Raw genomic sequence first — 24,188 nt, forward strand, 5'->3', positions numbered from 1 at the left:
CACAGGAGACCGCGGCCGCCCCAAGGACCAGAGCAGCTAAGGCAGTTGTGCCGATCCGAAGAAGACGGTGAAGACGAAGAAGACGGTGAACGCGAAGAACACGAAGGTGACGCAGTAGACCACGACGCACGAGACCTCCTGGAGGATCTGCCGATGCGGCTCGACTGGAAGAACTGGCTCCGCTCCCCTACCTCCCCCACGTCCGGTTCCGCTTCCGGCCCCGCGGCCGGCGCCTCCCCGGCGGGCTTCCCACGCCGAAGGCCCGTCATCCTCGTCTGCGTACTGCTCGCACTGGTTCTCGCCATTGGCGGCACACTCTCGCTACGCGCCGCACACGGAACCACCCTCAACCTCGTCGGCCTGCCGAACGACGGCAAGGTGGGCGCGCAGCTCCTGCGCACGGGGGAGTTCGAGGTCACCGGCGCCGAGGGCGACCAGCTCAAGGTCACCCTCGACGGCAAGCCCCTGCGGACGCGGGCCTCGCACGGCAGCAGCCTCTCCATCGGCCTCGGTGACATCAAGGACGGCACCCACGAACTACGTGTCGTCCAACCCGGTTCGTGGCCCGCCGGTGACACCGAGGTCGTCCGAAAACTGACGGTGGACACCGAGGCGCCCCGACTCAAGGTGGCAGACACCAAGGCGGAGGGCTTCCAGCAGCCCGTCACCGTCAAGGGCACGGCGGCCGGCGCGCGGAAGGTCTCCGTCGCGGGGCACACGGCGAAGCCCGCGAAGGACGGCGCCTTCGCCGTCCGGCTCCCCCGCCCACCGGGACGTACGACGGTCACCGCGACCGACGCCGCGGGCAACACCGCACGCCACGAGGCCGAACTCACGGTGCACCGGCCGTTGTTGAAGGCCGTGCACGTCAGCGCCCAGGGCTGGGCCTCCGACGCGCTGCGGGGGCCGGTCATGAAGATGCTGAAGCAGAAGAAGATCAACGCGGTGCAGCTCGACATCAAGGACGAGCTCGGTGAGGTCGGTTACGCCTCGAAGGTGCCGCTCGCGAAGAGCGTGGGCGCCGCCAAGGGGTACTACGACGCGAAGAAGGCCATCAAGGAGATCCATGCGGCAGGGGGCACGGTCGTCGGCCGCATCGTCGCCTTCCGTGATCCGATCCTCGCCACCAAGTCCTGGAAGTCCGGGCACCGCGACCGCGTGGTGCGGACCCCCGGCGGGGGTGCCTACAACGGCGGCAGCTACGGCCAGTTGTCGTTCACGAACTTCGCGAACAAGGAGGTCAGGCGGTACAACATCGACCTGGCCGCGGAGGCCGCGAAGCTGGGCTTCGACGACATCCTCTACGACTACATCCGCCGCCCCGACGGCCCGATGTCGAAGATGTCCTTCCCTGGCCTCGGTGACACCACGCCCGAGCGGTCCGTCGCCGACGTCGTCGGTGAGACCCGCGCCGCCGTCCGCAAGCACGACGCGTTCCTCGGTGTCTCGGTGTTCGGCATCGCCGTCGACCGGCCGAAGGAGATCGCCCAGGACGTGGGTCTGCTCGCGCAGGAGGCCGACTACATCGCGCCGATGATCTACCCCTCGCACTGGGCGCAGGGCGAGTACGGCGTCTCCGACCCCAACGCCCACCCATACCCGATCACCAAGCGTTCTCTCGCCGCCTTCGCGAAGAAGACCCGGCACACCGACGCGCAGATCGTCCCCTGGATCCAGGACTTCTCCCTCGGTGTCTCCTACGGCGACAAGGAGGTCCGCGCCCAACTCGACGCGGCCCGCTCCGACGGCATCAAGGGCTTCCTGCTGTGGAACCCGGGAGTTCAGTACCACGCGGGGGCGCTGGACTGAGACGTCCCCATCCGGCCGCGTACGTGTGTGGTGTCACGGGGCCGGCGCCCGCCGTGGGAAGTACGTTCGGCTCGACCGCCTGCGACTGGTAGGCGGCCATCAGGGAGCCGCCGCCGGAGTTGCCGAGCAGGACGACGCGCTCGACGCCCGCGACCTAGGAAGTACGGCTCATTGCCGCGGAAACGGGTGTTCCAGCAGAACGGCTGACGAGAACGGCTGACGAACACCTGTGGCGTGCCGGTCGTGCTCCTGCGGCTGTGCCGCGTCGGCACCCTGGCGCGGTTCTGAATCTGAGTTTAGATTCAGAACCGGATTCACCGGTCGACGACAGGGAGGTCCGGCCCATGACATGGCGGAACCCGAAGTACGAGTTGGGCGGGGTCAACCATCTCGCCCTGGTGTGTGCGGACATGGAGCGCACGGTGGACTTCTACACACGGGTCCTCGGCATGCGCCTGATCAAGACGATCGAGTTCCCTGGCGGCACCGGACAGCACTTCTTCTTCGACATGGGCGGCGGCAACGCGCTGGCGTTCTTCTGGTTCGCCGACGCGCCCGACGCGGTGCCGGGGGTGTCCCGCCCGGTGACCGTGCCCGGCGTCGGCGAGTGGACCTCGGCGGTCGGCACCATGAACCACGTCGCGATCAACGTGCCCGAGGAGCGGTTCCTGGAGTACCACAGCAGGCTCCAGGAGGACGGGATCCTGGTCAGTCCGGTCATCGACCACGACGACAGCGAGGACGGGCGCGCCGAGAAGCTGCACGACGGCGTCTTCGTGCGGTCCTTCTACTTCCAGGACCCGGACGGCATCGTGCTCGAATTCGCCTGCTGGCGCCGGGAGATGGGCGCGCCGGGCGACGTCGCCCACACCCCGCGGACGGCGGCCGACCGGGTCTCCCCGACCACCGCCCGCTGACGGCGCGCCGGCCCAGCAGCATGTACGGGAAGGCCGCGGCATGCGGAGACACACCGTCAGACCCGCGCGCAAGGCGACGACCGTGCCCCCGCCGGGCGCCGAGCGCGCGGCGAAGGCGACCCGGAAGGGCCGGGAGACGGACGAGGCGTTCCGTGCGGCGGCCCGGACCGTGTTCGCCAGGGACGGCTACCTCAACTCCCGGATCAGCGACATCGCGGCCGAGGCCGGCAAGTCGGTGGCATCGTTCTACAACTACTACGACACCAAGGCCGACCTGCTGGCGGCGCTCGCCGAGGACTTCCACCACGAGGCGTCCGAGCGCACACAGCGGCCCTACCGCGCGGGCCTCGCACCCCAGGAGGCGCTGCGCGAGGCGGTGGCCGCGTTCTGGCACACGTACCGCAGGCACCGCGGCGAACTCGTCGGGGTGTTCCAGGCGTCGATGCTGGAGGAGGAGTTCCGCGACCGGTGGCTGGCGATCCGCGCCGAGGGGACCGGGATGATCGCGGCCGAGATCCGGCGCGCGCAGAAGGACGGGTACTGCCCCGGGGCCGACCCCGAACTGACGGCGTCGGCCCTCTCGGCCATGCTGGAGCACTCCTGCTACATCCACATGGGGCACGACGACAGCGGTACCGCGGCGGACGAGGAGCGCGCCATCGACGCGCTCGCCACGATCTGGGTCAAGTCCGTCTACTGGCGCGCGTAGGGCCTGTCGTTTGGGCTTCGTTTTCGATCAGGCCCCAGTCCCCCCCCCTCAGCCCCGCACCACCCCGATGAGTTCGCCCACCGTGCGCACCATCGCCTCGCGCGCCACCTTGAGGTACTTGCGGGAGTCGACGGCTTCCGGGTGTGCGGTGAGGAACTCGCGGATGGCCCCGGTCATCGCGATGTTCAGGGCCGTCCCCACGTTGACCTTGGAGATGCCGCCGCGAACGGCCGCCGCCAGTTCGTCGTCGGGCACTCCGGACGAGCCGTGCAGCACCAGCGGCACGTCGAGGCCGTCCGCGAGGCTCTTCAGCAGGTCGTGGTCGAGCATGGCGGTGCGGGTGGTCATCGCGTGCGAGGAGCCGACCGCGACGGCCAGCGCGTCCACGCCCGTGTCGGTGACGTAGGCACGGGCCTCACCGGGGTCTGTGCGGGCGCCGGGCGCGTGCGCGTCCAGGGGCGGCTCACCTGCCTTGCCGCCGACCTGGCCCAACTCGGCCTCCACCCAAAGCCCGCCCGCGTGCCCCCAGTCGGCCGCGGCGCGGGTGGCCGCGAGGTTCTCGTCGTAGGGCAGACGCGCGGCGTCGTACATCACCGAACTGAACCCGGCATCCGCGGCCTGCCGCAACAGCTCGTCGCTCTGTACGTGGTCCAGGTGCAGGCCGACGTCGACGCGCGCCCCCTCGGCCGCCGCGACCGCGGCGCGGGCGAGGGGCAGGAGGCGGCCGTAGCGGTAGCGGACGGCGTTCTCGCTGATCTGGAGGATGACGGGGGCGTCGGCCGACTCGGCGCCGGCGACGACGGCCTCGATGTGTTCCAGGGTGATCACGTTGAACGCGGCCACGGCGCCGCGCCGGGGCGCCGCCGCACCCACGAGGGTCCCTGTTGCTGCGAGGGGCACAGCCCCTCCCTTCTCAAGTCCTGTACCGGGGCAGTCAGTTGGCGTCAAGGATCACCGAGCGGGTGAGGTGGCGCGGGCGGTCCGGGTCGAGCCCCCTGCGGGCCGCGACGGCGACCGCGAGGCGCTGGGCGCGGACGAGTTCGGCCAGCGGGTCGAGGCGGCCCTCGATCCACAGCCCGCCGGTCGCGGCGACCTGCTCGGCGAGGCCCTCGGGCGCCTCGCCGAGCATCCACGTCGCGGTGCCGGAGGTGGTGATGCTGATGGGGCCGTGGCGGTACTCCATCGCCGGGTACGCCTCGGTCCAGGACAGGGACGCCTCGCGCATCTTCAGCGCTGCCTCGTTGGCGAGGCCGACCGTCCAGCCGCGGCCGAGGAAGGTGAACTGCTCGCAGTCCACGAGCCCCTCGGGCAGCGGCTCGGCGAGCGCCGTGCGCGCGTCGGCGACCGCCTGCTCGGAGTGCAGGCCCAGGTGCGCGCGGAGCAGCGTGAGCGCGGTGGTGGCGAAACGGGTCTGGACGACCGACTGCTCGTCGGCGAAGTCCAGGACCACCAGGTCGTCGGCGGCGTCCGCGATCGGTGTCGCCGGGTCTCCGGTGATGGCCGTGGTGCGGGCCCTGCCCCGGTGGGCGGCGAGGAGGTCGAGGACCTCGGTGGTGGTGCCGGACCGGGTCAGCGCGATCACGTGGTCGTAGGAGCGCCCGGCCGGGAACTCGGACGCCGCGAATGCGTCGGTCTCGCCCTGGCCCGCCTGCTCGCGCAGCGCGGCGGCGGCCTGCGCCATGAACCACGAGGTGCCGCAGCCGACGATCGCCACCCGCTCCCCCGAGGCGGGCAGCGCCGCCTTGTGCCGGGTGGCGAGCCCCGCGGCCCGGGTCCAGCACTCCGGCTGGCTGTTCAGTTCGTTCTCGACGTGGCTTTCCTTGACGTGGCTTTCCTTGTGGCCCGTGCGGCCTTGGTCGTTGCTCATGTCGTGCCCCCGCTCCGCGGTTGGTCACGCCTCTGGGGGCGCGCTGACTGAATGCGTGTTCCTGCAAGATATAGCCAGCTTTCGCGCACAATCAAGCATTCGTGCGCATGCCAGTTAAGGTCGTGCCACCGAACCGAACGACGAGTTGGAGCCGCCGATGTCCCGCGACGCCCGCTGGAAGTCCCTCCTGGAACTACTCGTCGAGCGCGGGCGCCTGGACGTGGAGGACGCGGCGAGCGAGCTCGGCGTCTCGGCCGCAACCATCCGCCGCGACTTCGACGGGCTCGCCGAGCAGCAGATGCTGGTGCGCACCCGCGGCGGCGCCGTCGTGCACGGAGTCAGCTATGAACTCCCGCTGCGCTACAAGGCCGCGCTCGGCGCCGCCGAGAAGCAGCGCATCGCCAAGGCCGTCGCCGAACTCCTCGCCCCTGGCGAGGCGGTCGGACTCACCGGCGGCACGACCACGACGGAGGTGGCGCGGGCGCTCGCCGTCCGGCCCGACCTCGCCTCCGGGACGCCCGCGCTGACGATCGTCACGAACGCGCTCAACATCGCCAACGAGCTTGCGGTGCGGCCCCAGTTCAAGATCGTGCTCACCGGTGGGGTCGCGCGCCCGCAGTCGTACGAGTTGATCGGCCCGCTCGCCGACGGCGTGCTCGGCCAGGTCACGCTCGACACGGCGGTGCTCGGCGTCGTCGGCCTCGACGTCACGCACGGCGCGTCCGCGCACGACGAGGCGGAGGCGGCGATCAACCGGATGCTGTGCGAGCGGGCGGATCGCGTGGTGGTCGCGGCCGACTCCAGCAAGCTGGGCCACCGGGCGTTCGCGCGGATCTGCGACCTGGCGCAGGTGGACGTCCTCGTCACGGACACGGCGGCGGAGAAGGCGACCCTTGAACGCTTCGAGGAGGCGGGGGTGCGGGTGCTCACTGTGTAGGCGGGGTCGGGTGCGGGGCGCTCACGGTGTAGGCGGGGGGCGGATGCGGGCGCTCACCGTGTGACCTACACACACCTGCGAGCAGCCCCCTTGTTCGGCCACAGAGTCCCGCCTACTCTGACTTTGTGCCGCTACTGAACAAACTACGGGCCGTCAGCGCCGACGACCCCCGCGCCGCGTCCCTTGCCCGGCTGCGCCTGGCCATCACCGCGTTCTTCGCGCTCGACGGCTTCGTCTTCGCCGGCTGGGTGGTGCGCATCCCTGCCGTGAAGGCGCAGACCGGGGCGTCCGCGAGCGACCTCGGCCTGGCCCTGCTCGGTGTCTCGGCCGGCGCCGTCATCACGATGATGCTGACCGGACGGCTGTGCCGGCGCTTCGGTTCGCACGCGGTGACCGTCGCGTGCGGCGTGCTGCTCCCTCTGACCGTGATCCTTCCGCCCCTCACGCACTCACCCCTCACGCTCGGCCTCGTCCTTCTGGCGTTCGGGGCGGCGTACGGCGGCATCAACGTGGCGATGAACAGCGCCGCCGTCGACCTGGTCGGCGCCCTTCGCAGGCCGATCATGCCGAGCTTCCACGCCGCGTTCAGCCTCGGCGGCATGGTCGGTTCGGGCCTCGGCGGACTGGTCGCGGCGCACCTGACACCCACGAAGCACCTGATGGCGATCGCCACGCTCGGCCTGATCGTCACCGCGTGCGCCGCCCCGACACTGCTGCGCCACCCGGCGCCGGTCCCGGCGGACCGTACGCCCCAGAACTCGCCGCAGAAATCGACCCAGAACTCGCCCCAGAACGACCGGCGCGAGCCGGTGCGCATCGACGGCCGCACCCGCCTCCTCGTGCTTGTCTTCGGCCTCATCGCGCTGTGCACGGCGTACGGCGAAGGGGCGCTGGCCGACTGGAGCGCGCTGCACATGGAGCAGGACCTGCACGCCCACCCTGGCATCGCGGCGGCCAGCTACTCGTGCTTCGCGTTCGCCATGACGATCGGCCGGCTCACCGGCACGACCCTGCTCGAACGGCTCGGCAGGACCCGGACATTGGTGGCGGGCGGACTGACCGGGGCGTTCGGCATGCTGCTCGGCTCGCTGGCGCCCACGGTGTGGCTCGCGCTGATCGGCTTCGCGATCACCGGGATCGGCCTCGCGAACCTCTTCCCCGTCGCGATCGAACGGGCCGGGGCGCTCGCCGGACCCACGGGCGTCGCGGCCGCGTCCACGCTCGGCTACGGCGGCATGCTCCTCGGCCCGCCCGCGATCGGCTTCATGGCGGACTGGTTCTCGCTGTCCGCGGCCCTGACAAGCGTGGCGCTGCTCGCCGCCGTCGCGGCCACGATAGGCTTCGCGACGCGGCGCGTGGCGACGAACTGAATCAATCGGCTTGCATGGATGCGTACTTCGGACGGCAGACTCAGCCCATGACTCAGTCCATGTCTCAGTCCATGCAGATTGCCGAGCACATCCGAATCGTCGACGAAGAGGGCCAATTGCTGGCCGCGGCCGCCACGGAGGCGGGCGTCGACGCCAAGGTGTCGACGTGCCCCGGCTGGCAGGTACGCGATCTTCTACGTCACCAGGGCGCGGTGCACCGCTGGGCGACCTCGTACGTGGCGGGACTCCAGAAACCGCACGGCATCGAGGACCGCTCCAACCTGGACGGCGCCGACCTGCTCGCCTGGTATCGCGAAGGCCACCGGCAGCTCGTCGAGGCCCTGACCAGCGCACCGTCCGACGTGGACTGCTGGGCCTTCCTCCCCGCCCCCTCGCCGCTGGCGTTCTGGGCGCGCCGTCAGGCGCACGAGACGACGGTGCACCGCGTGGACGCGCAGTCGGCCCAAGCGCGGATCGGCGATGAGGAACCCACCACCATCACACCGGAGTTCGCGGCCGACGGCATCGACGAGCTGCTCACCGGTTTCCACGCCCGGGAGCGCAGCCGGGTCCGCTCGGACGTGCCCCGGATCCTGCGCGTACGGGCCACCGACGCGGGCCCCGACGCCGTATGGACGGTGCGCATCACGCAGGATCCCCCGGTCACCGAGCGCGGCGCCTCGGGCGAGGCGGAGTGCGAACTGACCGGGGGCGCGGCGCGCTTGTACCTGTCGCTGTGGAACCGGCTGCCGTTCCCGGCCGTGCGCGGCGACGCCACGCTCGCCGCGCTCTGGCGGGAGAACTCGGGGGTCTGACACGCGCCGGGGTGGGGCGTCTCAGCCCAGCCACCCCGGCCGGACGAGACCCGACTCGTAGGCGCGGACGACCAGTTGGGCGCGGTCGCGGGCGCCCAGTTGCACCATCGCGCGGCTCACATGGGTCTTCGCGGTGAGCGGGCTGACGACGAGGCGTCGGGCGATCTCCTCGTTGGACAGGCCGATGCCGACGAGCGCCATCACCTCCCGCTCCCGCTCGGTCAGTTCGGCGAGCGGCGCCGCGGTCTCCGGTTCCTTCGAGCGCGCCGCGAACTCGGCGATCAGGCGCCGGGTGACGCCCGGCGAGAGCAGCGCGTCGCCGTGCACGACGGCCCGTACGGCGCGCAGGAGTTCGTCCGGTTCGGTGTCCTTGACGAGGAACCCGGAGGCCCCGGAGCGGATGGCCTCGAAGACGTACTCGTCGAGTTCGAAGGTGGTGAGCATGACCACCTTCACCGCCTCCAGGTCCGCGTCCTCGCCGATCCTGCGGGTCGCCGCGAGGCCGTCGAGCAGCGGCATGCGGATGTCCATGAGCACGACGTCGGGGCGCAGTTCGCGCACCAGGCGCACCGCTTCCTCGCCGTCCGCCGCCTCGCCCGCGACCTCGATGTCGCTCTGCGCGTCGAGCAGTGCCCTGAACCCGGCGCGGACGAGCGACTGGTCGTCGGCGAGCAGTACGCGGATCACTCCGGGGCCTCCTGAGGCGTTGCGGTGAAGGGCAGGCGGGCGACGACGCGGAAGCCTCCGTCGGCGCGCGGGCCCGCCTCGATCGTGCCACCGAGGGCGGCGGCGCGCTCGCGCATTCCGGCGAGCCCGTTGCCGCTGCCGCCCGCCCGGGCGTGGGTCGCGGGCCCGTCGTCGTCGACGGTGAGCGTCATCTCGGCGTCCCCGTAGGACAGTTGTACGCGCGCGTGGCGCGAGCCCGAGTGCCGTACGACGTTGGTGAGTGCCTCCTGCACGATGCGGAACGCGGCGAGGTCCGCGCCCGGCGGCAGCGCGGCCCGTGGCCCCTCGGTGCTGACGTCGACGGTGAGGCCTGCGCCCGCGGCCTGGTCGACGAGTTCCGGGAGGCGGTCGAGGCCGGGGGCGGGGGCGCGGGGTGCGTCGCCGGGGGTCCGGAGGGTGTCGAGGACCTGCCGCACCTCGCCCAGCGCTTCCTTGCTCGCACTCTTGATGGTGGTCAGCGCGGTGCGTGCCTGTTCCGGGTCGGTGTCGAGGAGGGCGAGCCCGACGCCCGCCTGCACGTTGATCACGGAGATGGAGTGGGCGAGCACGTCGTGCAGTTCGCGGGCGATGCGCAGGCGTTCCTCGTCGGCCCGCCGCCTGGCCGCCTTCTCACGCTCCACGCGCGCGTGCTGCCACTGTTCGCGCCGCACGCGCGCCAGTTCGGCGATCGCCATCACCGCGAGCACCCAGGCCGCGACGATGCCCTCGTCGCCCCACCCGGCGGGCCCGTCGCCGGTCGGCGGCAGGTACGCGTACAGCCAGTGGCCGATGAGCAGATGCCCCGCCCAGAGCATCCCGGCGGCTGCCCACGCCGCCCACCGGCGCCCCGCCACGATCGCGGAGAAGCACGCGAGGGCCACGAGCAGGAACACGGGTCCGTACGGATACCCGGCGCCCAGGTACACGGTCACGCACGCCGCGGTCCCGAACGCGACGAGCACGGGGCGGCGCAGGCGCCACAGCAGCAGGGCGCCCCCGGCCAGTATCAGCAGCCGCGCGAAGACGTCCAGGTCCGCGCGCTCGCCCGCCTGCCCGTGCGCGGCGAAGTTCGTCCCCACGAGCACGAACGCGGTGACGAGCAGTGTGGACCGCCACGGCCACGCCCTGTCGCCCGTTATCGGGCCTCGTCCCCAGCGGGCACGCAGCCACGGCGGGCCGTCCCACTGCAGGGGCGGCCCACCGTCGCGTACGCGCTGCTCGTCCATGCCGCCACGCTAAGCGCCGGGGGTGGCGCCTGGCGTCCGCCGTGCGAGGTGATCACGCGTACTTCCCGGGGAGTACGCGTGACGCGTCCGATGGTGTACGGCTACGCGGCGAGCCCGACGTCCCGGGCGAGCCGCTCCACGGCGTGCGCGAAGAACGCGGGGCGGTCCTCGACGACCCGGTTGAACTGGCCGAACAGCTCGAAGCCGATGAGCCCGAAGAGCTGCGCCCACGCGGCGACAAGCGCGGTCACCGTCTCCGGCGGCAGATCCGGCGCGAGGTCCGCGGCCATCCGCTCGGCCTCGGGCCGCAGCGCCTCGGAGAGCGGGGGCGGCGTCACCGCGCCGCCCTGGTGCGCGTCGCGGACGATCCCGATGAGCAGTTGTCCGACGCGCGCGGCGGCCCGCACCGTACTGTCCGGGGCCGTGTAACCGGGCACGGGCGACCCGTAGATGAGGGCGTACTCGTGCGGGTATGCCAGCGCCCAGTCCCGTACCGCCCCGCACACCGCGCTCCAGCGCTCAGTGGCCGGCGATGTCCGCACGAAGCCGACGTCGGCTTGCTCGGCGGCCGCGCCGATGGCGTCGTACGCGTCGATGATGAGCGCGGTCAGCAGGTCGTCGCGGCTGGGGAAGTAGCGGTACAGAGCCGAGGAGACCATGCCGAGCTCGCGGGCCACGGCGCGCAGCGAGAGCTTGGCCGCGCCGTCCTCTGCGAGCTGTCTGCGCGCCTCGTCCTTGATGGCGGAGGTGACCTCCTGCCGGGCGCGGGCGCGGGCTCCTTGGGCGGCACTTTTGGTTCGTGGGGGCGTACTGCGGCTCGTACTCATGGTCCGAGTGTTCCACGGATGGGGAGCGGTGCACACATTGCGGTGCGGTGCTCAAAGAAGAGAGCACCGCTCTTGCTTTGGATCACCAATCCGGTGCACACTGCTCTCAAGTGAGAGCACCGCTCTCCAAAAGGATTCCGGGAGCCACCATGAACGCACAGCCCGAGCCCTACTACCTGAAGGCCAACCCGACGGCGATCCGCATGAACAAGGCCATCGGCTGGCTGGCCCGCCGCGGGCTCAGCCTCGCGGGCTCCGCGGAGCTCTCGGTACGCGGCCGCAAGAGCGGCCAGATGCAGAGGATCCCCGTGAACCCGCATGCGCACGACGGCGCACAGTACCTCGTCTCGGCCCGCGGCCACTCACAATGGGTGAAGAACATGCTGGCCGCGGGCGGCGGCGAACTGCGAGTGGGCCGCAAGGTTCGTACGTTCGAGGCCGTCGAGATCGGCGACGACGAACTCAAGCGCGAGGTGCTGCGCACCTACCTGACGCGGTGGGGCTGGCAGGTCAACGACTACTTCAAGGGCGTCACGGCGAAGTCGACGGACGACGAACTCACCGCCGCCTCGCCGGACCACCCCGTCTTCCGCATCACGGTCAAATGACCCTCAGCGGTCGAGACGCGACAGCGCCCGCCCCGCCACCGGATGCGCCCGCACGAGCTCGCCCAGGGTGGACGAGCCCCGCGTGATCCTCGCGAACGCGTTCCACGCGGGGCGTACCGAGGTGAGCGCCGCGTGCAGCAGCCCCGGCCTACGCTCGAAGAGCGCCACCATGCTCTTCCCGACGGCCATTTCGACGCCGAGCCCGGCCTTGACGGCGAACGCGTAGTTCAGCGCCTGGCGTCGCGCGTCCACCGCGTCGTGTGCCTCGGCGACGCGCACCGCCCACTCCCCCGCGAGCCGCCCCGAGCGCAGGGCGAACGAGATGCCCTCACGGGTCCACGGCTCCAGGAGCCCCGCCGCGTCGCCACACACCAGGACGCGGCCGCGCGAGAGCGGCGAGTCCTCGGCCCGGCAGCGCGTCAGATGCCCGGACGAGATGGACGGCTCGAAGCCGGCGAGCCCGAGGCGCGCGATGAAGTCCTCCAAGTACCGCTTGGTGGCGGCGCCTTCGCCCTTCGCGGAGATCACACCCACGGTGAGCGTGTCGCCCTTCGGGAACACCCAGCCGTAACTGCCGGGAATCGGCCCCCAGTCGATGAGGACCCGCCCCTGCCAGTCCTCGGCGACGCTCCGGGGGACGGGGATCTCCGCCTCGAGGCCCAGATCGACCTGGTCCATCTCCACGCCGACATGCGCCCCGATCCGGCTCGCGCTGCCGTCGGCGCCGATCACGGCCCGCGCCAGGACCGTCTCGCCGTCCTGCAGCCCGACCGCGACGGTGCGCCGGTCGGGCACCGCGCTGCCGTGCTGCTCGACGCTCGTCACCGTGACGCCGGTGCGCAGTTCGGCGCCGGCCTTCTGCGCGTGCTCGACGAGCTGCGCGTCGAACTCGGCCCGGTTGATGAGCCCGAACAGCATCTTCTTGGAGCGCCGGGTGCGGGTGTACCTGCCGTTCAGGGAGAACGTCACCGCGTTGATCCGGTCCTTGAACGGCAGCACGAAACCGGGCGGCAGCGCGTCCCGCGATGGGCCGATGAGCCCGCCGCCGCACGTCTTGTAGCGGGGCAGTTCGGCCTTCTCCAGGAGCAGCACCCGACGCCCCGCGCTCGCGGCCGCGTACGCGGCGGAGGCGCCGGCCGGGCCCGCGCCCACCACCACGACGTCCCACACGCTCCCGGCGGGCCCCCCGTCGCCCGTCTCGTGCCCGCCCGTGCCGTCCGTCGCCGGATTCTCGCTGCTCACGACTGTCTGCTGCTCCCGTTTCGGCCATCTTGGAATGCCTGCCGCACCTGTCCCAGGCATCCTACGGCGGGCAGTGCGCGAGCCCTCTGTGGGAGGATCTTCCGCACACCCTGCACAACGTCGCACCTACGAGGAGCGTGCCCATGTCGCCGCATCCGATTGCCGAAACCGTCGCCTCGCTCATGCCGAAGGCCAAGGCGGAGCTGACCGAACTGGTCGCTTTCAAGTCGGTGGCGGACTTCGAGCAGTACCCGAAGAGCGAGAGCGAGGGCGCCGCGAACTGGGTCGCCGACGCGCTGCGCACCGAGGGTTTCCAGGATGTCGCGCTGCTCGACACCCCCGACGGCACGCAGTCGGTGTACGGCTTCCTGCCCGGCCCCGAAGGCGCGCCCACGGTGCTGCTGTACGCGCACTACGACGTACAGCCGACGCTCGACGAGGCGGCGTGGGTGACGCCCCCGTTCGAGCTGACGGAGCGCGCGGACGGCCGCTGGTACGGGCGCGGCTCGGCCGACTGCAAGGGCGGCGTGCTGCTTCACCTGTTGGCGATCCGCGCGCTGAAGGCGAACGGCGGGGTGCCGGTCAACGTCAAGGTGATCGCGGAGGGTTCCGAGGAGCAGGGCACCGGCGGCCTGGAGCGCTACGCCGAGCAGCACCCGGAGCTGCTCACCGCCGACACGATCGTCATCGGCGACGCGGGCAACTTCCGCGTCGGCCTGCCCACCGCGACGGCGACCCTGCGCGGCATGACGCTGGTCCGCGTCCAGGTCGACACCCTCGAAGGCAACCTGCACTCCGGACAGTTCGGCGGCGCCGCCCCGGACGCCCTCGCCGCCCTGGTCCGCGTGCTGGACTCGCTGCGCGCCGAGGACGGTTCGACGACGATCGACGGCCTGGAGGCGAGCGAGTCCTGGGACGGCCTCCAGTACGACGAGGAATCCTTCCGCTCCGACGCCAAGGTGCTCGACGGCGTCGGCCTGATCGGCTCCGGCACGGTCGCCGACCGCATCTGGGCGCGCCCCGCCGTGACCGTCCTCGGCATCGACAGCCCGCCCGTCGTGGGTGCGACGCCGTCGGTGCAGGCGGGCGCCCGCGCGCTGATCAGCCTGCGCGTGCCGCCGGGCGCCGACGCCTCGGAGGCCACGAAGCTCCTCATGGCGCACATCGAGGCGCACACCCCGTGGGGCGCCAGGGTCCTGGTCGAACAGGTCGGCCAGGGCCAGCCGTTCCGCGCGAACACCGGGAGCCCCGCGTACGCGGCCCTGGCCGACGCCATGCGGCAGGCGTACGACGGCCAGGAGATGCAGTACGCGGGCCAGGGCGGCTCGATTCCGCTGTGCAACACGCTCGCCTCGCTCTACCCGGAGGCGGAGATCCTCCTCATCGGCCTCAGCGAGCCGGAAGCCCGGATCCACGCGGTCAACGAGTCGGTGTCCCCCGAGGAACTGGAGCGCCTCTCGGTGGCGGAGGCCCTCTTCCTACAGAAGTACGCGGCCGCCAACTGAGCACGCACAACACGTCTCTGCCCTGAGCCAAGTCGTACGCGGCTCGGGGCACGGGGCTCGTACGGTCGCGGCATGGACACCACCGACGCGTACCCGATCATCGAGACCATCGATGTCACGCCCCGGCTCCGGCTGCTGCGGTTCGCCGTCGGCCAGGCGTATCTCTGGCGTGACGCGGCCGGGTTGACGCTCGTCGACGCGGGCGCGGTCGGCGCCGCACAGCCCATCGCCGAGGCTGTACGCGCGTGGGGGCACGAGCCCGGTGACGTACGGCGGATCGTGCTCACGCACTTCCACGAGGACCACGCGGGCGGGGCAGGGGAGTTCGCGCGGCTGAGCGGGGCGGAGGTGTCCGCGCACCGGCTCGACGCCCCGTATGTGCGCGGCGAGGCGGTGGGGCCCGAGCCGGTTCACGAGGAGTGGGAGCGCCCCCTTCACGCCCAGGCACTCGCCCAGCTCCCGCCGCCTCCGGTCGACCCTGTGCTCCCTTACTACGTAAGGGAGTTGGACGACGGTGACGTGCTCGACTTCGGCGGCGGGGCGCACGTGGTCGCGGCGCCGGGACACACCGAGGGGTCGATCGCGCTCCATCTCCCCCACCACGGCGTGCTGTTCACCGGCGACGCGATCGCGGTGTCACCGCTGGACGGGCAGGTGATGCTCGGCGTGTTCAACCTCGACAAGGAGCGGGCGATCGCCTCGCACCGGCGGCTCGCCGCACTCGACAGCGAGGTGGCCTGCTTCGGGCACGGCGATCCGGTGGTGGGCGGGGCGGGCGCGGCGCTGCGGGCGGCGGTGGCGCGCGCTCACCCCACCGGGACTCCCGCCTCCAAGTAGTGGGCGGCGCCGCGTTCGCGCGCCCTGAGGGCCCAGCGCAGCCGCTCGAAGCGCACGGGGGGCAGCAGCACGGATGCCTCGCTCTCCGTCACGAAGCGCCATGCGCGCAACTCGGGGCCCGGCAGCAGCACTTCGCGCGCCCGCGCGCCCGTGAGGCGGCCGCCGTCGAAGAGGAGGCGCAGGCCGCCGTAGCCGGGCGGGACGGGCGCCTCCCAGTCGACGACCAACAGCCGTGGTACATCGTCGAGTTGGATCCCCGTCTCCTCCGCCACCTCGCGCACCCCCGCGCGCGCGGGCGCCTCGCCGGCCTCGACGACACCGCCGGGGAACTCCCAACCCGGTTTGTACGTGGGGTCGACGAGCAGCACCCGGTCCTCGTCGTCGAAGAGCAGCACGCCCGCGGCGACCGTCTCGGCGGTGGGCTCGGGCGTCTGCACGATGTCGCAGGACGGCGCGTCCCCAGTGCGCAGGGCGGCGGCGATCCGCACGGCGGTCTCGTACGGGGACAGGGCGCCGTTGTCGACGGGGTAGGCGTCGCCGGCGAGCCAGCCGCCGAGCGCGGCCCGGTACGGCTCGACGTCGGCGGGGGGCTCATCGGCGGGGTCACGGGCGCGCAGGATCGTTTCCCCAGGAGCAAGGAGCACATGACACACAGGGATCCGCCGGGCCGCGAGCCCACCGAAGACCTCGTCGCGGTACTCCTGGCGGAACAGCCCCATCGGCACCACGAGGACGCCGCCCAGCTCGGCGAGGAGCGCGGCGGCGGTGTCGACGACAAGGCGCCGCCAGATCGGCAGGTCCTGATGGTCGCTCACCTCGGCGAGCCGCTTGGCGGGCAGCAGCCGCTCGAGTTCGCCGTCGATCACCTCGGGGTCGAAGAGCGTGCAATCGGGGAGCAGGTCGATCAACTCCCGCGCCACGGTGGTCTTTCCCGCGCGGGACGCCCCGTTGATCCAGACGATCACGGTTCCCCCTCATCCATCGGCCCCCTGTGGCTTGCCCGCAACACCCTGTCACGGAAACCAGCGGCTGATGAGGGGATCGATGTATACGGCAGCGACCTCCCGGACCGCCGCGCGGGGCCCGCCGTACGCAGAGCCCGACCGCCACCCAGGGAAGTCGCGGCAGGCGGGCTCTGCGTACCAGGCGGTCGCACGCCATGACACCGCCCGAGCGGCTCCGGGACATCGGGGGGAGCCCCGGAGCCACGCGCGGGAGACCCCACAGGACGGAGGGCGCCCACCGCTGCCCGACGGTCGACGGCCGGCCCTGATCATGACCTCCCGCACTTCTCCGAGCCAGTCAAGCGTGCACCGAGGGTGGGCGACACCGTGTGCGCACGCCTGGTGACGGTGCGGAGTTCACACGGGGTGTGCGCGAAACACACGGATGACGTCCCTAGAGGAACAGCCCTGGACGTCAAGCGATTTCGGATTTACTCACCCCTTCAAGTGACGTATGCCGCTCGGGAATCGTTACGCCACCACAGCGGGGGAAGCCTCCGGCTAGCGTGATCGGCCAGGCACCCAGGACCCCGGTGGCCTCGTTCCGCCCGCCGGTACCGCCTTCGGACCCGGCCGGGCATGTGACCCGGGGGGCCAGATGCTACAGAGTGGGCAACAGGACGGCGCTTTCAGCGCCTTCGGACCCATCGACATCACATCCGCACCGGAGGACGGCGTCCTCACGCCGCGGCTGCGCACCGTCGGTGACTGCGTCGTGGTCGAACTCTCTGGTGAGATCGACATCCTGACGTTCCACCGGATCTCCCCGATGCTCAACTCGGTGGCCGCCGGACCCTATCGCGTGGTCGTCGTCGACCTGACCGGCACCACGTTCATCGACTGCTCCGGCCTCAGGCTCCTGGAGCGCGCCGCGAACAGGGCCGGCGAGCACGACGGCCGCGTCACCGTGGTCTGCCGCGACCGCCTCACCCTGCGCCTCATCACGCTGGGCGGCCTGACCGGGCTGCTGGCGCCGGCCTGGACGGTGGGCGAGGCGGTCCGCCGGGACCGGCAACTGCCCGCGTAGCCGACGACTGCGTGCCCGGGGTGCGCCGGGGCCGGCAGCCGGCCGGACAGCGGCGACGGCGCGCCCGTCGGCGCCTCACACCGCCTGTCGGCGCGCCCCGTTCACGCCCGGGCCCACGCGCAGTGCCGCTGCCGCCGCGCCCACGAGACCGGCGTCCGTGCCCGTCGACGCCGGGACCACCGTGAGGCCCTGAACGAACGACAGCGTGGCGTAGTCGCGCAGCGCGCGGCGCAGCGGCATGAACAGGACGTCACCGGCCTTCGCCACGCCACCGCCGACCACCGCGATGTCGATCTCCACGAGCGTCGCCGTCGCCGCGATTCCGGCCGCGAGCGCCTGCGCCGCACGCTCGAAGGAGGCGATCGCCACCAGGTCACCGGCGCGGGCCGCCCGCGCCACGGCAGCGGCGGTGGCGTCACCGTCGGACCCCGGCCGCCAGCCCTCGGCGAGAGCGCGGCGGGCGATGTTGGGGCCGCTGGCGATGCGCTCGACGCAGCCGCGCGCGCCGCACGGGCAGGGATCGCCGTCGAGGTCGACGCTGATGTGGCCGATGTGACCCGCGTTGCCCGTCGGGCCGGGGTGGAGTTCACCGCCCAGGATCAGGCCGCCGCCGACACCGGTCGACACGACCATGCACAGCGCGTTGTCGTGGCCCTGGGCGGCGCCCTGCCAGTGCTCGGCGGCCGTGATCGCCACGCCGTCGCCAATCAGCTCGACGGGCAGCTCTCCGGTCACCGCGCGGACCCGGTCGACCAGCGGAAACCCGCGCCAGCCCGGCACGTTGACCGGGCTGACCGTGCCCCGCGTGCGGTCCACGGGACCGGCGCTGCCGATACCCACGGCGCGTACCCGGGGCCACAGCTCGGAGGCGGTCAGCTCACCGAGCACCTCCGCCACCGCGCCCATCACCGTTTCGCCGTCCTCCTGCGCGAGGGTGGGCCGCTGCGCTCGCAGGAGGAGGCGGCCCCGGTCGTCCACGAGGGCACCGGCGATCTTGGTGCCGCCGATGTCGAGCGCGGCGACGAGGTCCATGTGCATCAGTGTCTGTTCCCCCGGAACGGCAGGTCGGATGGGCGGCTGCGGTCGGCAACCGATCAGTGGTGGACAGTCTCTCCCGCATCTGACAACGTTGTCCAGGCCCTATGCTCGACGCCACACGCCGGGACGACAGGACAGGACAGCGCACAGTGGACCGTACCGCCCGCCGCACCGAGAACCGCTACGGCAACCGACCGACGATGAAGGACGTCGCCGCGCGGGCCGGGGTCGGCCTGAAGACGGTCTCCCGCGTCGTCAACGCGGAGCCGGGTGTCACCGAGGACACCGAGCGCCGCGTACAGGAGGCGATCGCCGCGCTCGGCTTCCGGCGCAACGACAGCGCGCGCGTCCTGCGCAAGGGACGTACGGCGAGCATCGGACTCGTCCTGGAGGATCTGGCCGACCCGTTCTACGGGCCGCTCAGCCGCGCCGTCGAGGAGGTCGCGCGGGCGCACGGGGCGCTGCTCATCAACGGGTCGAGTGCGGAGGACCCGGAGCGGGAGCAGGAGTTGGTGCTCGCGCTGTGCGCGCGGCGCGTGGACGGTCTCGTCGTGATCCCCGCTGGCATCGACCACCAGTACCTGGCGCCGGAGATCGCGGCCGGCGTCGCGACGGTCTTCGTGGACCGGCCGGCCGGGAAGATCGACGCGGACGTGGTGCTGTCCGACAACTTCGGCGGCGCGCGCGACGGCGTCGCCCACCTCGTCGCCCAGGGGCACCGCCGGATCGGCTTCATCGGTGACCAGCCCCGTATCCACACGGCGGTCGAGCGTGTGCGCGGGTACCGGGCGGCCATGGAGGATGCCGGGCTGGCCATCGCCGACCGGTGGGTCTCGCTCGGTGCCACCGAGCCCGAGCGGGTGCGGCGCGCCGCCGAGGACATGCTCACGGGGTCCGACCCGGTCACGGCGATCTTCTCGGGCAACAACCGTGTGACCGTCACCGCGATCCGTGTCCTGGCCGAGCGCGAGCGCCCCGTCGCCCTGGTGGGCTTCGACGACATCGAGCTGGGCGACCTGCTGAAGCCGGGCGTGACAGTGGTGTCGCAGGACGCGGCGCAGCTGGGCCGCACGGCGGCGGACCGTCTCTTCCTGCAGCTGGACGGGGCGGCGCTGCCGCCCGAGCGGATAGAGCTGACGACGCGTCTGATCCAGCGCGGCTCGGGCGAACTGCCTCCGGCGGACTGAGCGGGGCGGGCCGGAGCGGCTCAGTGCCGGTGCGGCCATTTCAAGCCCCGCCGTTCGAACGAGAGCCAGCGGGGTATGGGGCAGAGTCCCAATCTTTTGAGCCCCTGCGGCGATTGAGCAGGCGGTGCCGGGGTTGACGCCTCGGGGCTCCGCCCCGGACCCCGCTGGCTCTCGTTCGAACGGCGGGGCTTGAATCGGTCGACCGCCGCAGGGGCTTGGTAAGGCCGCAGGGGCCGATGGGCCGAACCAGAGGCTGAGGTTGGCCCTACTGGGCCGAAGCCGTCAGGTCGCCCCGGCGGGGGGCCGAGTAGGACTCCAGGTCGGTGCGGGTGAGGCCGGAGCGGCGGGCGACCTCGGCGACGTCGAGGGCGCCGCAGTCGAGACCACGCAGCAGGTAACCGGCCAGGGCCTTCGCGGTGGCGGGCTCGTCGGCGATGTCGCCCTCGGCCTGGTTGGCGTAGGCGGACAGTCGCGCGGCGGCGGCCTCGAACCCCTCGCGGTAGAAGGCGAAGACGGCGGCGTAGCGCGTCGGGATGTGGCCCGGGTGCATGTCCCAGCCCTGGTAGTAGGCGCGGGCGAGGGCGCGCCGGGTGAGGCCGAAGTGCAGGCGCCAGGCGTCGTGGACCTTGGCGGTGGAACCGACGGGCAGCACGTTCGTCGAACCGTCCGAGACACGGACCCCGGTGCCCGCGGCGGCGACCTGCATGACCGCCTTCGCGTAGTCGGCGGCCGGGTGGTCGCTGGCCTGGTAGGCGGCGGAGACGCCGAGGCAGGCGCTGTAGTCGAAGGTGCCGTAGTGCAGGCCGGTCGCGCGCCCCTCCGCCGCCTCGATCATGCGGGCCACCGTGGCGGTGCCGTCGCCGCCGAGGATGGACTGGCTGGTCTCGATCTGGATCTCGAAGCCGATCCGGCCGGCCTCGAGCCCGTGCTGCTTCTCGAACGCCTCCAGGATCCGCACCATGGCGGTGACCTGCTCCGGATACGTCACCTTGGGAAGCGTCAGGACGAGGCCCTCGGGCAGGCCGCCGTGCTCCATGAGGCCGGTGAGGAAGATGTCGAGGGTGCGGATGGCGCGGTCGCGGACCGCCTCCTCCATGCACTTCATGCGGATGCCCATGTACGGAGCGGCCGTCCCGTTCGCGTACGCCTCGGCGATGACGCGGGCGGCGCGCGCCGCGGTCTCGTCCTCGTCGGCGTCGGAGGCGGGCCGGTAGCCGTCCTCGAAGTCGACCCGCAGGTCTTCCACCGGCTCGCGCTCCAGCTTCGCGCGTACGCGGGTGTAGACCGGCCCGGCAAGCTCCTCGCTCAGGCCGAGGACGGCGGCGAAGGAGGCCGCGTCCGGTGCGTGCTCGTCGAGCTGCGCGAGCGCCTTGTCGCCCCAGGTGCGGATGGTCCCGGCGTCGAAGGCGTCACCGGGGACGTAGACCGTGTGCACGGGCTGACGGGTGCCGGGGTCTCCCGGGTAGCGGCGGGCGAGTTCCGCGTCGACCGGGGCGAGTGAGGCGCTGATGCTCTCGCTGACCGCGCCCGCGAGGCTCGTCGACACCTTCTCCTGCTGACCCATTCGTGCACTCTCCATATGCTCGATGTTTCCACTTCACGGAATCAACAATCCGTATAGCGAAGTTAACGGTCGGCGTGATCGGCGTCAATGGGTCCTTTTCGTCGTCCCGTCACGCGGACGGGGCCGCGCGGTGCGAACACCACGCGGCCCCGTCGGCAACCTCGACCAGTCCCGAAGGCCCTTAGCCCTTGCGGGTCTTGACCTCGTCGGTCAGGGCGGGGACGACGTCGAAGAGGTCGCCGACGACGCCGTAGTCGACGAGGTCGAAGATCGGCGCCTCGGCGTCCTTGTTGATCGCGACGATCGTCTTCGAGGTCTGCATGCCCGCGCGGTGCTGGATCGCACCCGAGATGCCGGAGGCGATGTACAGCTGCGGCGACACGGACTTGCCGGTCTGGCCGACCTGGTTGGAGTGCGGGTACCAGCCCGCGTCCACGGCGGCACGCGAGGCACCCACGGCCGCGCCGAGGGAGTCGGCGAGCGCCTCGATGACCGAGAAGTTCTCGGCACCGTTGACGCCGCGGCCACCGGAGACCACGATCGCGGCCTCGGTCAGGTCCGGACGGCCGGACGCCTCACGCGGCGTGCGCGAGGTGACCTTCGTGCCGGTCGCGGTGTCCGAGAACGACACGGCAAGGGCCTCGACCGTGCCGGCGGCCGGGGCCGCCTCCACCGGGGCGGAGTTGGGCTTGACGGTGATCACCGGGGTGCCCGTCGTCACCGTCGACTTGGTGGTGTACGAGGCGGCGAACACCGACTGCGTGGCGACGGGGGCGCCGTCGCCGGCCTCCAGGTCGACCGCGTCGGTGATGATGCCCGACGTGATGCGCAGCGCCAGACGCGCGGCGATCTCCTTGCCCTCGGCGGAGGAGGGCACCAGCACGGCGGCCGGGGACACCGCCTCGACGGCGGCCTGCAGCGCATCCACCTTCGGCACGACCAGGTAGTCGGCGTACTCGGCGGCCTCGTGGGTGAGGACCTTCACGGCGCCGTGCTCGGCGAGCGCAGCGGCGGTGTCACCGGCGCCGTTGCCCAGCGCGACGGCGACCGGGTCACCGATCCGGCGCGCGAGGGTCAGCAGCTCCAGGGTGGGCTTGCGGACGGCACCGTCCACGTGGTCGACAAAGACCAGAACTTCAGCCATGGGACTTCAATCTCCTGCAATCACAAAGAACTTGGGCGAGGGGGTGGTGGTGGCTGAAGCTCAGATGAACTTCTGGCCCGCGAGGAACTCGGCGAGCTGCTTGCCGCCCTCGCCCTCGTCCTTGACGATCGTGCCCGCGGTCCGCGCCGGACGCTCATCCGCGGAGGCGACCTTGGTCCACGCGCCCTCCAGGCCCACCTGCTCGGCCTCGAGGTCCAGGTCCGACAGGTCCCACGCCTCGACCGGCTTCTTCTTCGCCGCCATGATCCCCTTGAACGAGGGGTAGCGGGCCTCACCGGACTGGTCCGTCACCGACACCACGGCCGGAAGCGACGCCTCCAACTGCTCGGAGGCGGTGTCCCCGTCACGGCGGCCCGTCACCTTGCCGTCGGCGACCGCAACCTCGGACAGCAGCGTCACCTGCGGCACACCCAGACGCTCGGCGACCAGCGCCGGCACAATGCCCGCGGTGCCGTCCGTGGACGCCATACCGGAGACCACCAGGTCGTAGCCGGCCTTCTCGATCGCCTTGGCCAGCACCAGCGAGGTGCCGATCGCGTCCGTGCCGTGCAGGTCGTCGTCCTCCACGTGGATCGCCTTGTCCGCACCCATCGACAACGCCTTGCGCAGCGCGTCCTTGGCGTCCTCGGGACCCACCGTCAACACGGTGATCTCCACGTCGTCATCGGAGTTCTCCGAGATCTGCAGCGCCTGCTCCACCGCATACTCGTCCAGCTCCGACAGCAGACCGTCGACATCGTCGCGGTCCAACGTCAGGTCATCGGCGAAACCCCGGTCGCCCGTGGCGTCCGGCACGTACTTCACGGTGACAACGATCCTCAAGCTCACGCCGGCTCTCCTACTGCAATCGTCTTTATCTGGGCGGCTGTCTTGCTGCCAGTTGTACTGGCCACACGCCTAGCTGTACTGCTACGGCTGAAAACGCCTTCTCGCAGGCAGCATATGCGCCTTGTGCGGACTCTTCCGGTCGGGGCGGCCCGCGCTCCGAATAGAAGGTTACTCGCCAGTACACCCAGGATATGCCCACTAAGCAAGCGCTTTGAACTGTGACCTTGCCAACGCTGTGTAATCGCGCGGCACAGGAACTCTCAGTCGCGCAGGCCGTTGAAGCGGCCCTGGTGGTACAGCAGCGGACGGCCGGCGCCCGCCGGGTCGCCGCAGACCGCCTCCGCGAGCACGACCTGGTGGTCCCCCGCGGGCACGCGCGCGATGACCTTGCAGACGAGCCAGGCGAGCACGCCGTCGAGGATCGGCACACCCTCGGGGCCCTCGAACCAGCGGGTGGACGCGCCGAAGCGGTCCGCGCCGCTCTTCGCGAACGTCGCCGCGAGCTCGGCCTGGTGCTCGCCGAGTATGTGCACGCCGACGCACTCGGCCTCGGCGACGGTCGGCCAGCTCGACGAGCCGACACCGATGCCGAACGAGACGACCGGGGGCCTCGCGGAGACAGAGGTGAGGGAAGTGGCGGTGAAGCCGACGGGGGCCGCCCCGGGCGCGGTGACCACCGCCACACCTGCCGCGTGCTGCCGGAAGACGGAGCGGAACAGGTCGGGGGTCGCTGCCTGGGCGGGGCGCAGATCGGGCGTGGCCGTCATGGAGTTGTCCTTCTGACAGGAGGGTTCGAGCAAGGGGCCGTAGCTGCGTCAGACGCGCGGACAGCGGGCGCTCGAACAGCGAGCCAGGTCCACGTGGACCCGCTCGACGAGAAGGAGTTCCGAAGGCATAAGGTCACTCTGACGATACGTGGCGCATGCAGTCAAGTGCGTTCCGTCATCTGGGAGATGCGTCACGCGACGCCCCCACGCTCCCGCTTCCCTCCATGCCCGCCC

23 protein-coding genes are annotated in these 24,188 nt (G+C 71.6%); 11 read left to right on the forward strand and 12 right to left on the reverse strand.

What is annotated here, in order from left to right; genetic code table 11:
* Positions 1-153 precede the first annotated feature (153 nt).
* From ABT004_RS01005 to ABT004_RS01015, 3 genes are all read left to right on the forward strand, one after another.
* Positions 154-1,809 (forward strand): putative glycoside hydrolase, encoded by a 1,656-nt coding sequence (locus tag ABT004_RS01005; RefSeq protein ID WP_351330514.1) that lies wholly within the window; start codon positions 154-156, stop codon positions 1,807-1,809.
* Positions 1,810-2,153: 344 nt separating this feature from the next.
* Positions 2,154-2,726: a VOC family protein gene (locus tag ABT004_RS01010; RefSeq protein ID WP_351330515.1), complete on the forward strand. Its 573-nt coding sequence runs from the start codon at positions 2,154-2,156 to the stop codon at positions 2,724-2,726.
* A 40-nt stretch (positions 2,727-2,766) separates the two neighbouring features.
* Entirely contained in the window at positions 2,767-3,435 is a 669-nt protein-coding gene (locus ABT004_RS01015; protein ID WP_351330517.1) for a TetR/AcrR family transcriptional regulator, read from the forward strand.
* Positions 3,436-3,483: 48 nt separating this feature from the next.
* Here ABT004_RS01015 and ABT004_RS01020 read toward each other — a convergent pair whose 3' ends face one another.
* The gene (locus tag ABT004_RS01020) at positions 3,484-4,335 is read right to left on the reverse strand and encodes a class II fructose-bisphosphate aldolase (RefSeq protein ID WP_351330518.1); all 852 of its coding nucleotides are present in this window, start codon (positions 4,333-4,335) and stop codon (positions 3,484-3,486) included.
* A 34-nt stretch (positions 4,336-4,369) separates the two neighbouring features.
* Positions 4,370-5,302, reverse strand: a complete 933-nt coding sequence (locus ABT004_RS01025) for an SIS domain-containing protein (RefSeq protein ID WP_351330520.1) — start codon at positions 5,300-5,302, stop codon at positions 4,370-4,372.
* Between the two features lie 157 nt (positions 5,303-5,459).
* Here ABT004_RS01025 and ABT004_RS01030 point away from each other — a divergent pair, with 157 nt between their 5' ends.
* The 3 genes from ABT004_RS01030 to ABT004_RS01040 all read left to right on the forward strand — a co-directional run bounded on the left by ABT004_RS01030 (position 5,460) and on the right by ABT004_RS01040 (position 8,424).
* The gene (locus ABT004_RS01030; RefSeq protein ID WP_351330522.1) at positions 5,460-6,239 is read left to right on the forward strand and encodes a DeoR/GlpR family DNA-binding transcription regulator; all 780 of its coding nucleotides are present in this window, start codon (positions 5,460-5,462) and stop codon (positions 6,237-6,239) included.
* Between the two features lie 125 nt (positions 6,240-6,364).
* Complete coding sequence (locus ABT004_RS01035) at positions 6,365-7,609, forward strand: MFS transporter (protein ID WP_351330523.1); 1,245 nt, start codon at positions 6,365-6,367, stop codon at positions 7,607-7,609.
* Positions 7,610-7,680: 71 nt separating this feature from the next.
* Positions 7,681-8,424 (forward strand): maleylpyruvate isomerase family mycothiol-dependent enzyme, encoded by a 744-nt coding sequence (locus ABT004_RS01040; protein WP_351330646.1) that lies wholly within the window; start codon positions 7,681-7,683, stop codon positions 8,422-8,424.
* 21 nt (positions 8,425-8,445) lie between these two features.
* Here the strand turns inward: ABT004_RS01040 and ABT004_RS01045 are convergent, their stop codons facing one another.
* The 3 genes from ABT004_RS01045 to ABT004_RS01055 form a co-directional block, all read right to left on the reverse strand.
* The gene (locus ABT004_RS01045) at positions 8,446-9,111 is read right to left on the reverse strand and encodes a response regulator (protein WP_351330525.1); all 666 of its coding nucleotides are present in this window, start codon (positions 9,109-9,111) and stop codon (positions 8,446-8,448) included.
* Entirely contained in the window at positions 9,108-10,355 is a 1,248-nt protein-coding gene (locus tag ABT004_RS01050; RefSeq protein ID WP_351330527.1) for a sensor histidine kinase, read from the reverse strand. The genes ABT004_RS01045 and ABT004_RS01050 overlap by 4 nt, the downstream gene beginning before the upstream one ends.
* A gap of 101 nt (positions 10,356-10,456) precedes the next feature.
* Positions 10,457-11,182, reverse strand: a complete 726-nt coding sequence (locus ABT004_RS01055) for a TetR/AcrR family transcriptional regulator (RefSeq protein WP_351330529.1) — start codon at positions 11,180-11,182, stop codon at positions 10,457-10,459.
* Between the two features lie 149 nt (positions 11,183-11,331).
* Here ABT004_RS01055 and ABT004_RS01060 point away from each other — a divergent pair, with 149 nt between their 5' ends.
* On the forward strand, positions 11,332-11,790 hold the full coding sequence (locus ABT004_RS01060; protein ID WP_351330531.1) for a nitroreductase family deazaflavin-dependent oxidoreductase: 459 nt from the start codon (positions 11,332-11,334) through the stop codon (positions 11,788-11,790).
* 3 nt (positions 11,791-11,793) lie between these two features.
* Here the strand turns inward: ABT004_RS01060 and ABT004_RS01065 are convergent, their stop codons facing one another.
* A complete protein-coding gene (locus ABT004_RS01065) occupies positions 11,794-13,032 on the reverse strand; it encodes a geranylgeranyl reductase family protein (protein ID WP_351330533.1) in 1,239 nt (412 codons plus the stop codon).
* 143 nt (positions 13,033-13,175) lie between these two features.
* Here ABT004_RS01065 and ABT004_RS01070 point away from each other — a divergent pair, with 143 nt between their 5' ends.
* Both ABT004_RS01070 and ABT004_RS01075 read left to right on the forward strand, forming a co-directional pair.
* Positions 13,176-14,537, forward strand: coding sequence for a dipeptidase (locus ABT004_RS01070; RefSeq protein ID WP_351330535.1), 1,362 nt, complete (start codon positions 13,176-13,178; stop codon positions 14,535-14,537).
* 99 nt (positions 14,538-14,636) lie between these two features.
* Positions 14,637-15,374 carry an MBL fold metallo-hydrolase gene (locus ABT004_RS01075; RefSeq protein ID WP_351330648.1) on the forward strand — a complete coding sequence of 246 codons (738 nt, stop codon included), beginning with the start codon at positions 14,637-14,639 and terminating at the stop codon, positions 15,372-15,374.
* Here ABT004_RS01075 and ABT004_RS01080 read toward each other — a convergent pair.
* Complete coding sequence (locus tag ABT004_RS01080) at positions 15,344-16,339, reverse strand: NUDIX hydrolase (RefSeq protein ID WP_351330536.1); 996 nt, start codon at positions 16,337-16,339, stop codon at positions 15,344-15,346. The genes ABT004_RS01075 and ABT004_RS01080 overlap by 31 nt on opposite strands.
* A 637-nt stretch (positions 16,340-16,976) precedes the next feature.
* Between ABT004_RS01080 and ABT004_RS01085 the strand changes: the two genes are divergently transcribed.
* Positions 16,977-17,405 carry an STAS domain-containing protein gene (locus tag ABT004_RS01085; RefSeq protein WP_351330537.1) on the forward strand — a complete coding sequence of 143 codons (429 nt, stop codon included), beginning with the start codon at positions 16,977-16,979 and terminating at the stop codon, positions 17,403-17,405.
* A gap of 75 nt (positions 17,406-17,480) precedes the next feature.
* Here the strand turns inward: ABT004_RS01085 and ABT004_RS01090 are convergent, their stop codons facing one another.
* Entirely contained in the window at positions 17,481-18,443 is a 963-nt protein-coding gene (locus ABT004_RS01090; RefSeq protein ID WP_351330539.1) for an ROK family protein, read from the reverse strand.
* Positions 18,444-18,592: 149 nt separating this feature from the next.
* Between ABT004_RS01090 and ABT004_RS01095 the strand changes: the two genes are divergently transcribed.
* Complete coding sequence (locus tag ABT004_RS01095) at positions 18,593-19,630, forward strand: LacI family DNA-binding transcriptional regulator (RefSeq protein ID WP_451186870.1); 1,038 nt, start codon at positions 18,593-18,595, stop codon at positions 19,628-19,630.
* A 265-nt stretch (positions 19,631-19,895) separates the two neighbouring features.
* Here the strand turns inward: ABT004_RS01095 and ABT004_RS01100 are convergent, their stop codons facing one another.
* The 4 genes from ABT004_RS01100 to ABT004_RS01115 form a co-directional block, all read right to left on the reverse strand.
* Positions 19,896-21,194, reverse strand: coding sequence for a DUF6986 family protein (locus ABT004_RS01100; protein WP_351330650.1), 1,299 nt, complete (start codon positions 21,192-21,194; stop codon positions 19,896-19,898).
* A gap of 181 nt (positions 21,195-21,375) precedes the next feature.
* Positions 21,376-22,338, reverse strand: a complete 963-nt coding sequence (locus ABT004_RS01105) for an electron transfer flavoprotein subunit alpha/FixB family protein (protein ID WP_351330543.1) — start codon at positions 22,336-22,338, stop codon at positions 21,376-21,378.
* Positions 22,339-22,398: 60 nt separating this feature from the next.
* Positions 22,399-23,187 (reverse strand): electron transfer flavoprotein subunit beta/FixA family protein, encoded by a 789-nt coding sequence (locus ABT004_RS01110; protein WP_351330545.1) that lies wholly within the window; start codon positions 23,185-23,187, stop codon positions 22,399-22,401.
* Positions 23,188-23,447: 260 nt separating this feature from the next.
* Complete coding sequence (locus ABT004_RS01115) at positions 23,448-23,954, reverse strand: flavin reductase family protein (protein WP_351330547.1); 507 nt, start codon at positions 23,952-23,954, stop codon at positions 23,448-23,450.
* Positions 23,955-24,188 lie beyond the last annotated feature (234 nt).

The sequence above is a fragment of the Streptomyces sp. NPDC002790 genome (assembly GCF_040295505.1).
In the GTDB taxonomy this organism is placed as follows: domain Bacteria; phylum Actinomycetota; class Actinomycetes; order Streptomycetales; family Streptomycetaceae; genus Streptomyces.

What these genes read in the sequence shown, in the direction of transcription:
- ABT004_RS01050 (WP_351330527.1), bottom strand. Translation starts at nt 10,355, where the DNA reads ATGGACGAGCAGCGCGTACGCGACGGTGGGCCGCCCCTGCAGTGGGAC.
- ABT004_RS01040 (WP_351330646.1), top strand. Translation starts at nt 7,681, where the DNA reads ATGCAGATTGCCGAGCACATCCGAATCGTCGACGAAGAGGGCCAATTG.
- ABT004_RS01010 (WP_351330515.1), top strand. Translation starts at nt 2,154, where the DNA reads ATGACATGGCGGAACCCGAAGTACGAGTTGGGCGGGGTCAACCATCTC.
- ABT004_RS01030 (WP_351330522.1), top strand. Translation starts at nt 5,460, where the DNA reads ATGTCCCGCGACGCCCGCTGGAAGTCCCTCCTGGAACTACTCGTCGAG.
- ABT004_RS01105 (WP_351330543.1), bottom strand. Translation starts at nt 22,338, where the DNA reads ATGGCTGAAGTTCTGGTCTTTGTCGACCACGTGGACGGTGCCGTCCGC.
- ABT004_RS01085 (WP_351330537.1), top strand. Translation starts at nt 16,977, where the DNA reads ATGCTACAGAGTGGGCAACAGGACGGCGCTTTCAGCGCCTTCGGACCC.
- ABT004_RS01055 (WP_351330529.1), bottom strand. Translation starts at nt 11,182, where the DNA reads ATGAGTACGAGCCGCAGTACGCCCCCACGAACCAAAAGTGCCGCCCAA.
- ABT004_RS01070 (WP_351330535.1), top strand. Translation starts at nt 13,176, where the DNA reads ATGTCGCCGCATCCGATTGCCGAAACCGTCGCCTCGCTCATGCCGAAG.
- ABT004_RS01025 (WP_351330520.1), bottom strand. Translation starts at nt 5,302, where the DNA reads ATGAGCAACGACCAAGGCCGCACGGGCCACAAGGAAAGCCACGTCAAG.
- ABT004_RS01005 (WP_351330514.1), top strand. Translation starts at nt 154, where the DNA reads ATGCGGCTCGACTGGAAGAACTGGCTCCGCTCCCCTACCTCCCCCACG.
- ABT004_RS01115 (WP_351330547.1), bottom strand. Translation starts at nt 23,954, where the DNA reads ATGACGGCCACGCCCGATCTGCGCCCCGCCCAGGCAGCGACCCCCGAC.
- ABT004_RS01060 (WP_351330531.1), top strand. Translation starts at nt 11,332, where the DNA reads ATGAACGCACAGCCCGAGCCCTACTACCTGAAGGCCAACCCGACGGCG.
- ABT004_RS01090 (WP_351330539.1), bottom strand. Translation starts at nt 18,443, where the DNA reads ATGCACATGGACCTCGTCGCCGCGCTCGACATCGGCGGCACCAAGATC.
- ABT004_RS01015 (WP_351330517.1), top strand. Translation starts at nt 2,767, where the DNA reads ATGCGGAGACACACCGTCAGACCCGCGCGCAAGGCGACGACCGTGCCC.
- ABT004_RS01100 (WP_351330650.1), bottom strand. Translation starts at nt 21,194, where the DNA reads ATGGGTCAGCAGGAGAAGGTGTCGACGAGCCTCGCGGGCGCGGTCAGC.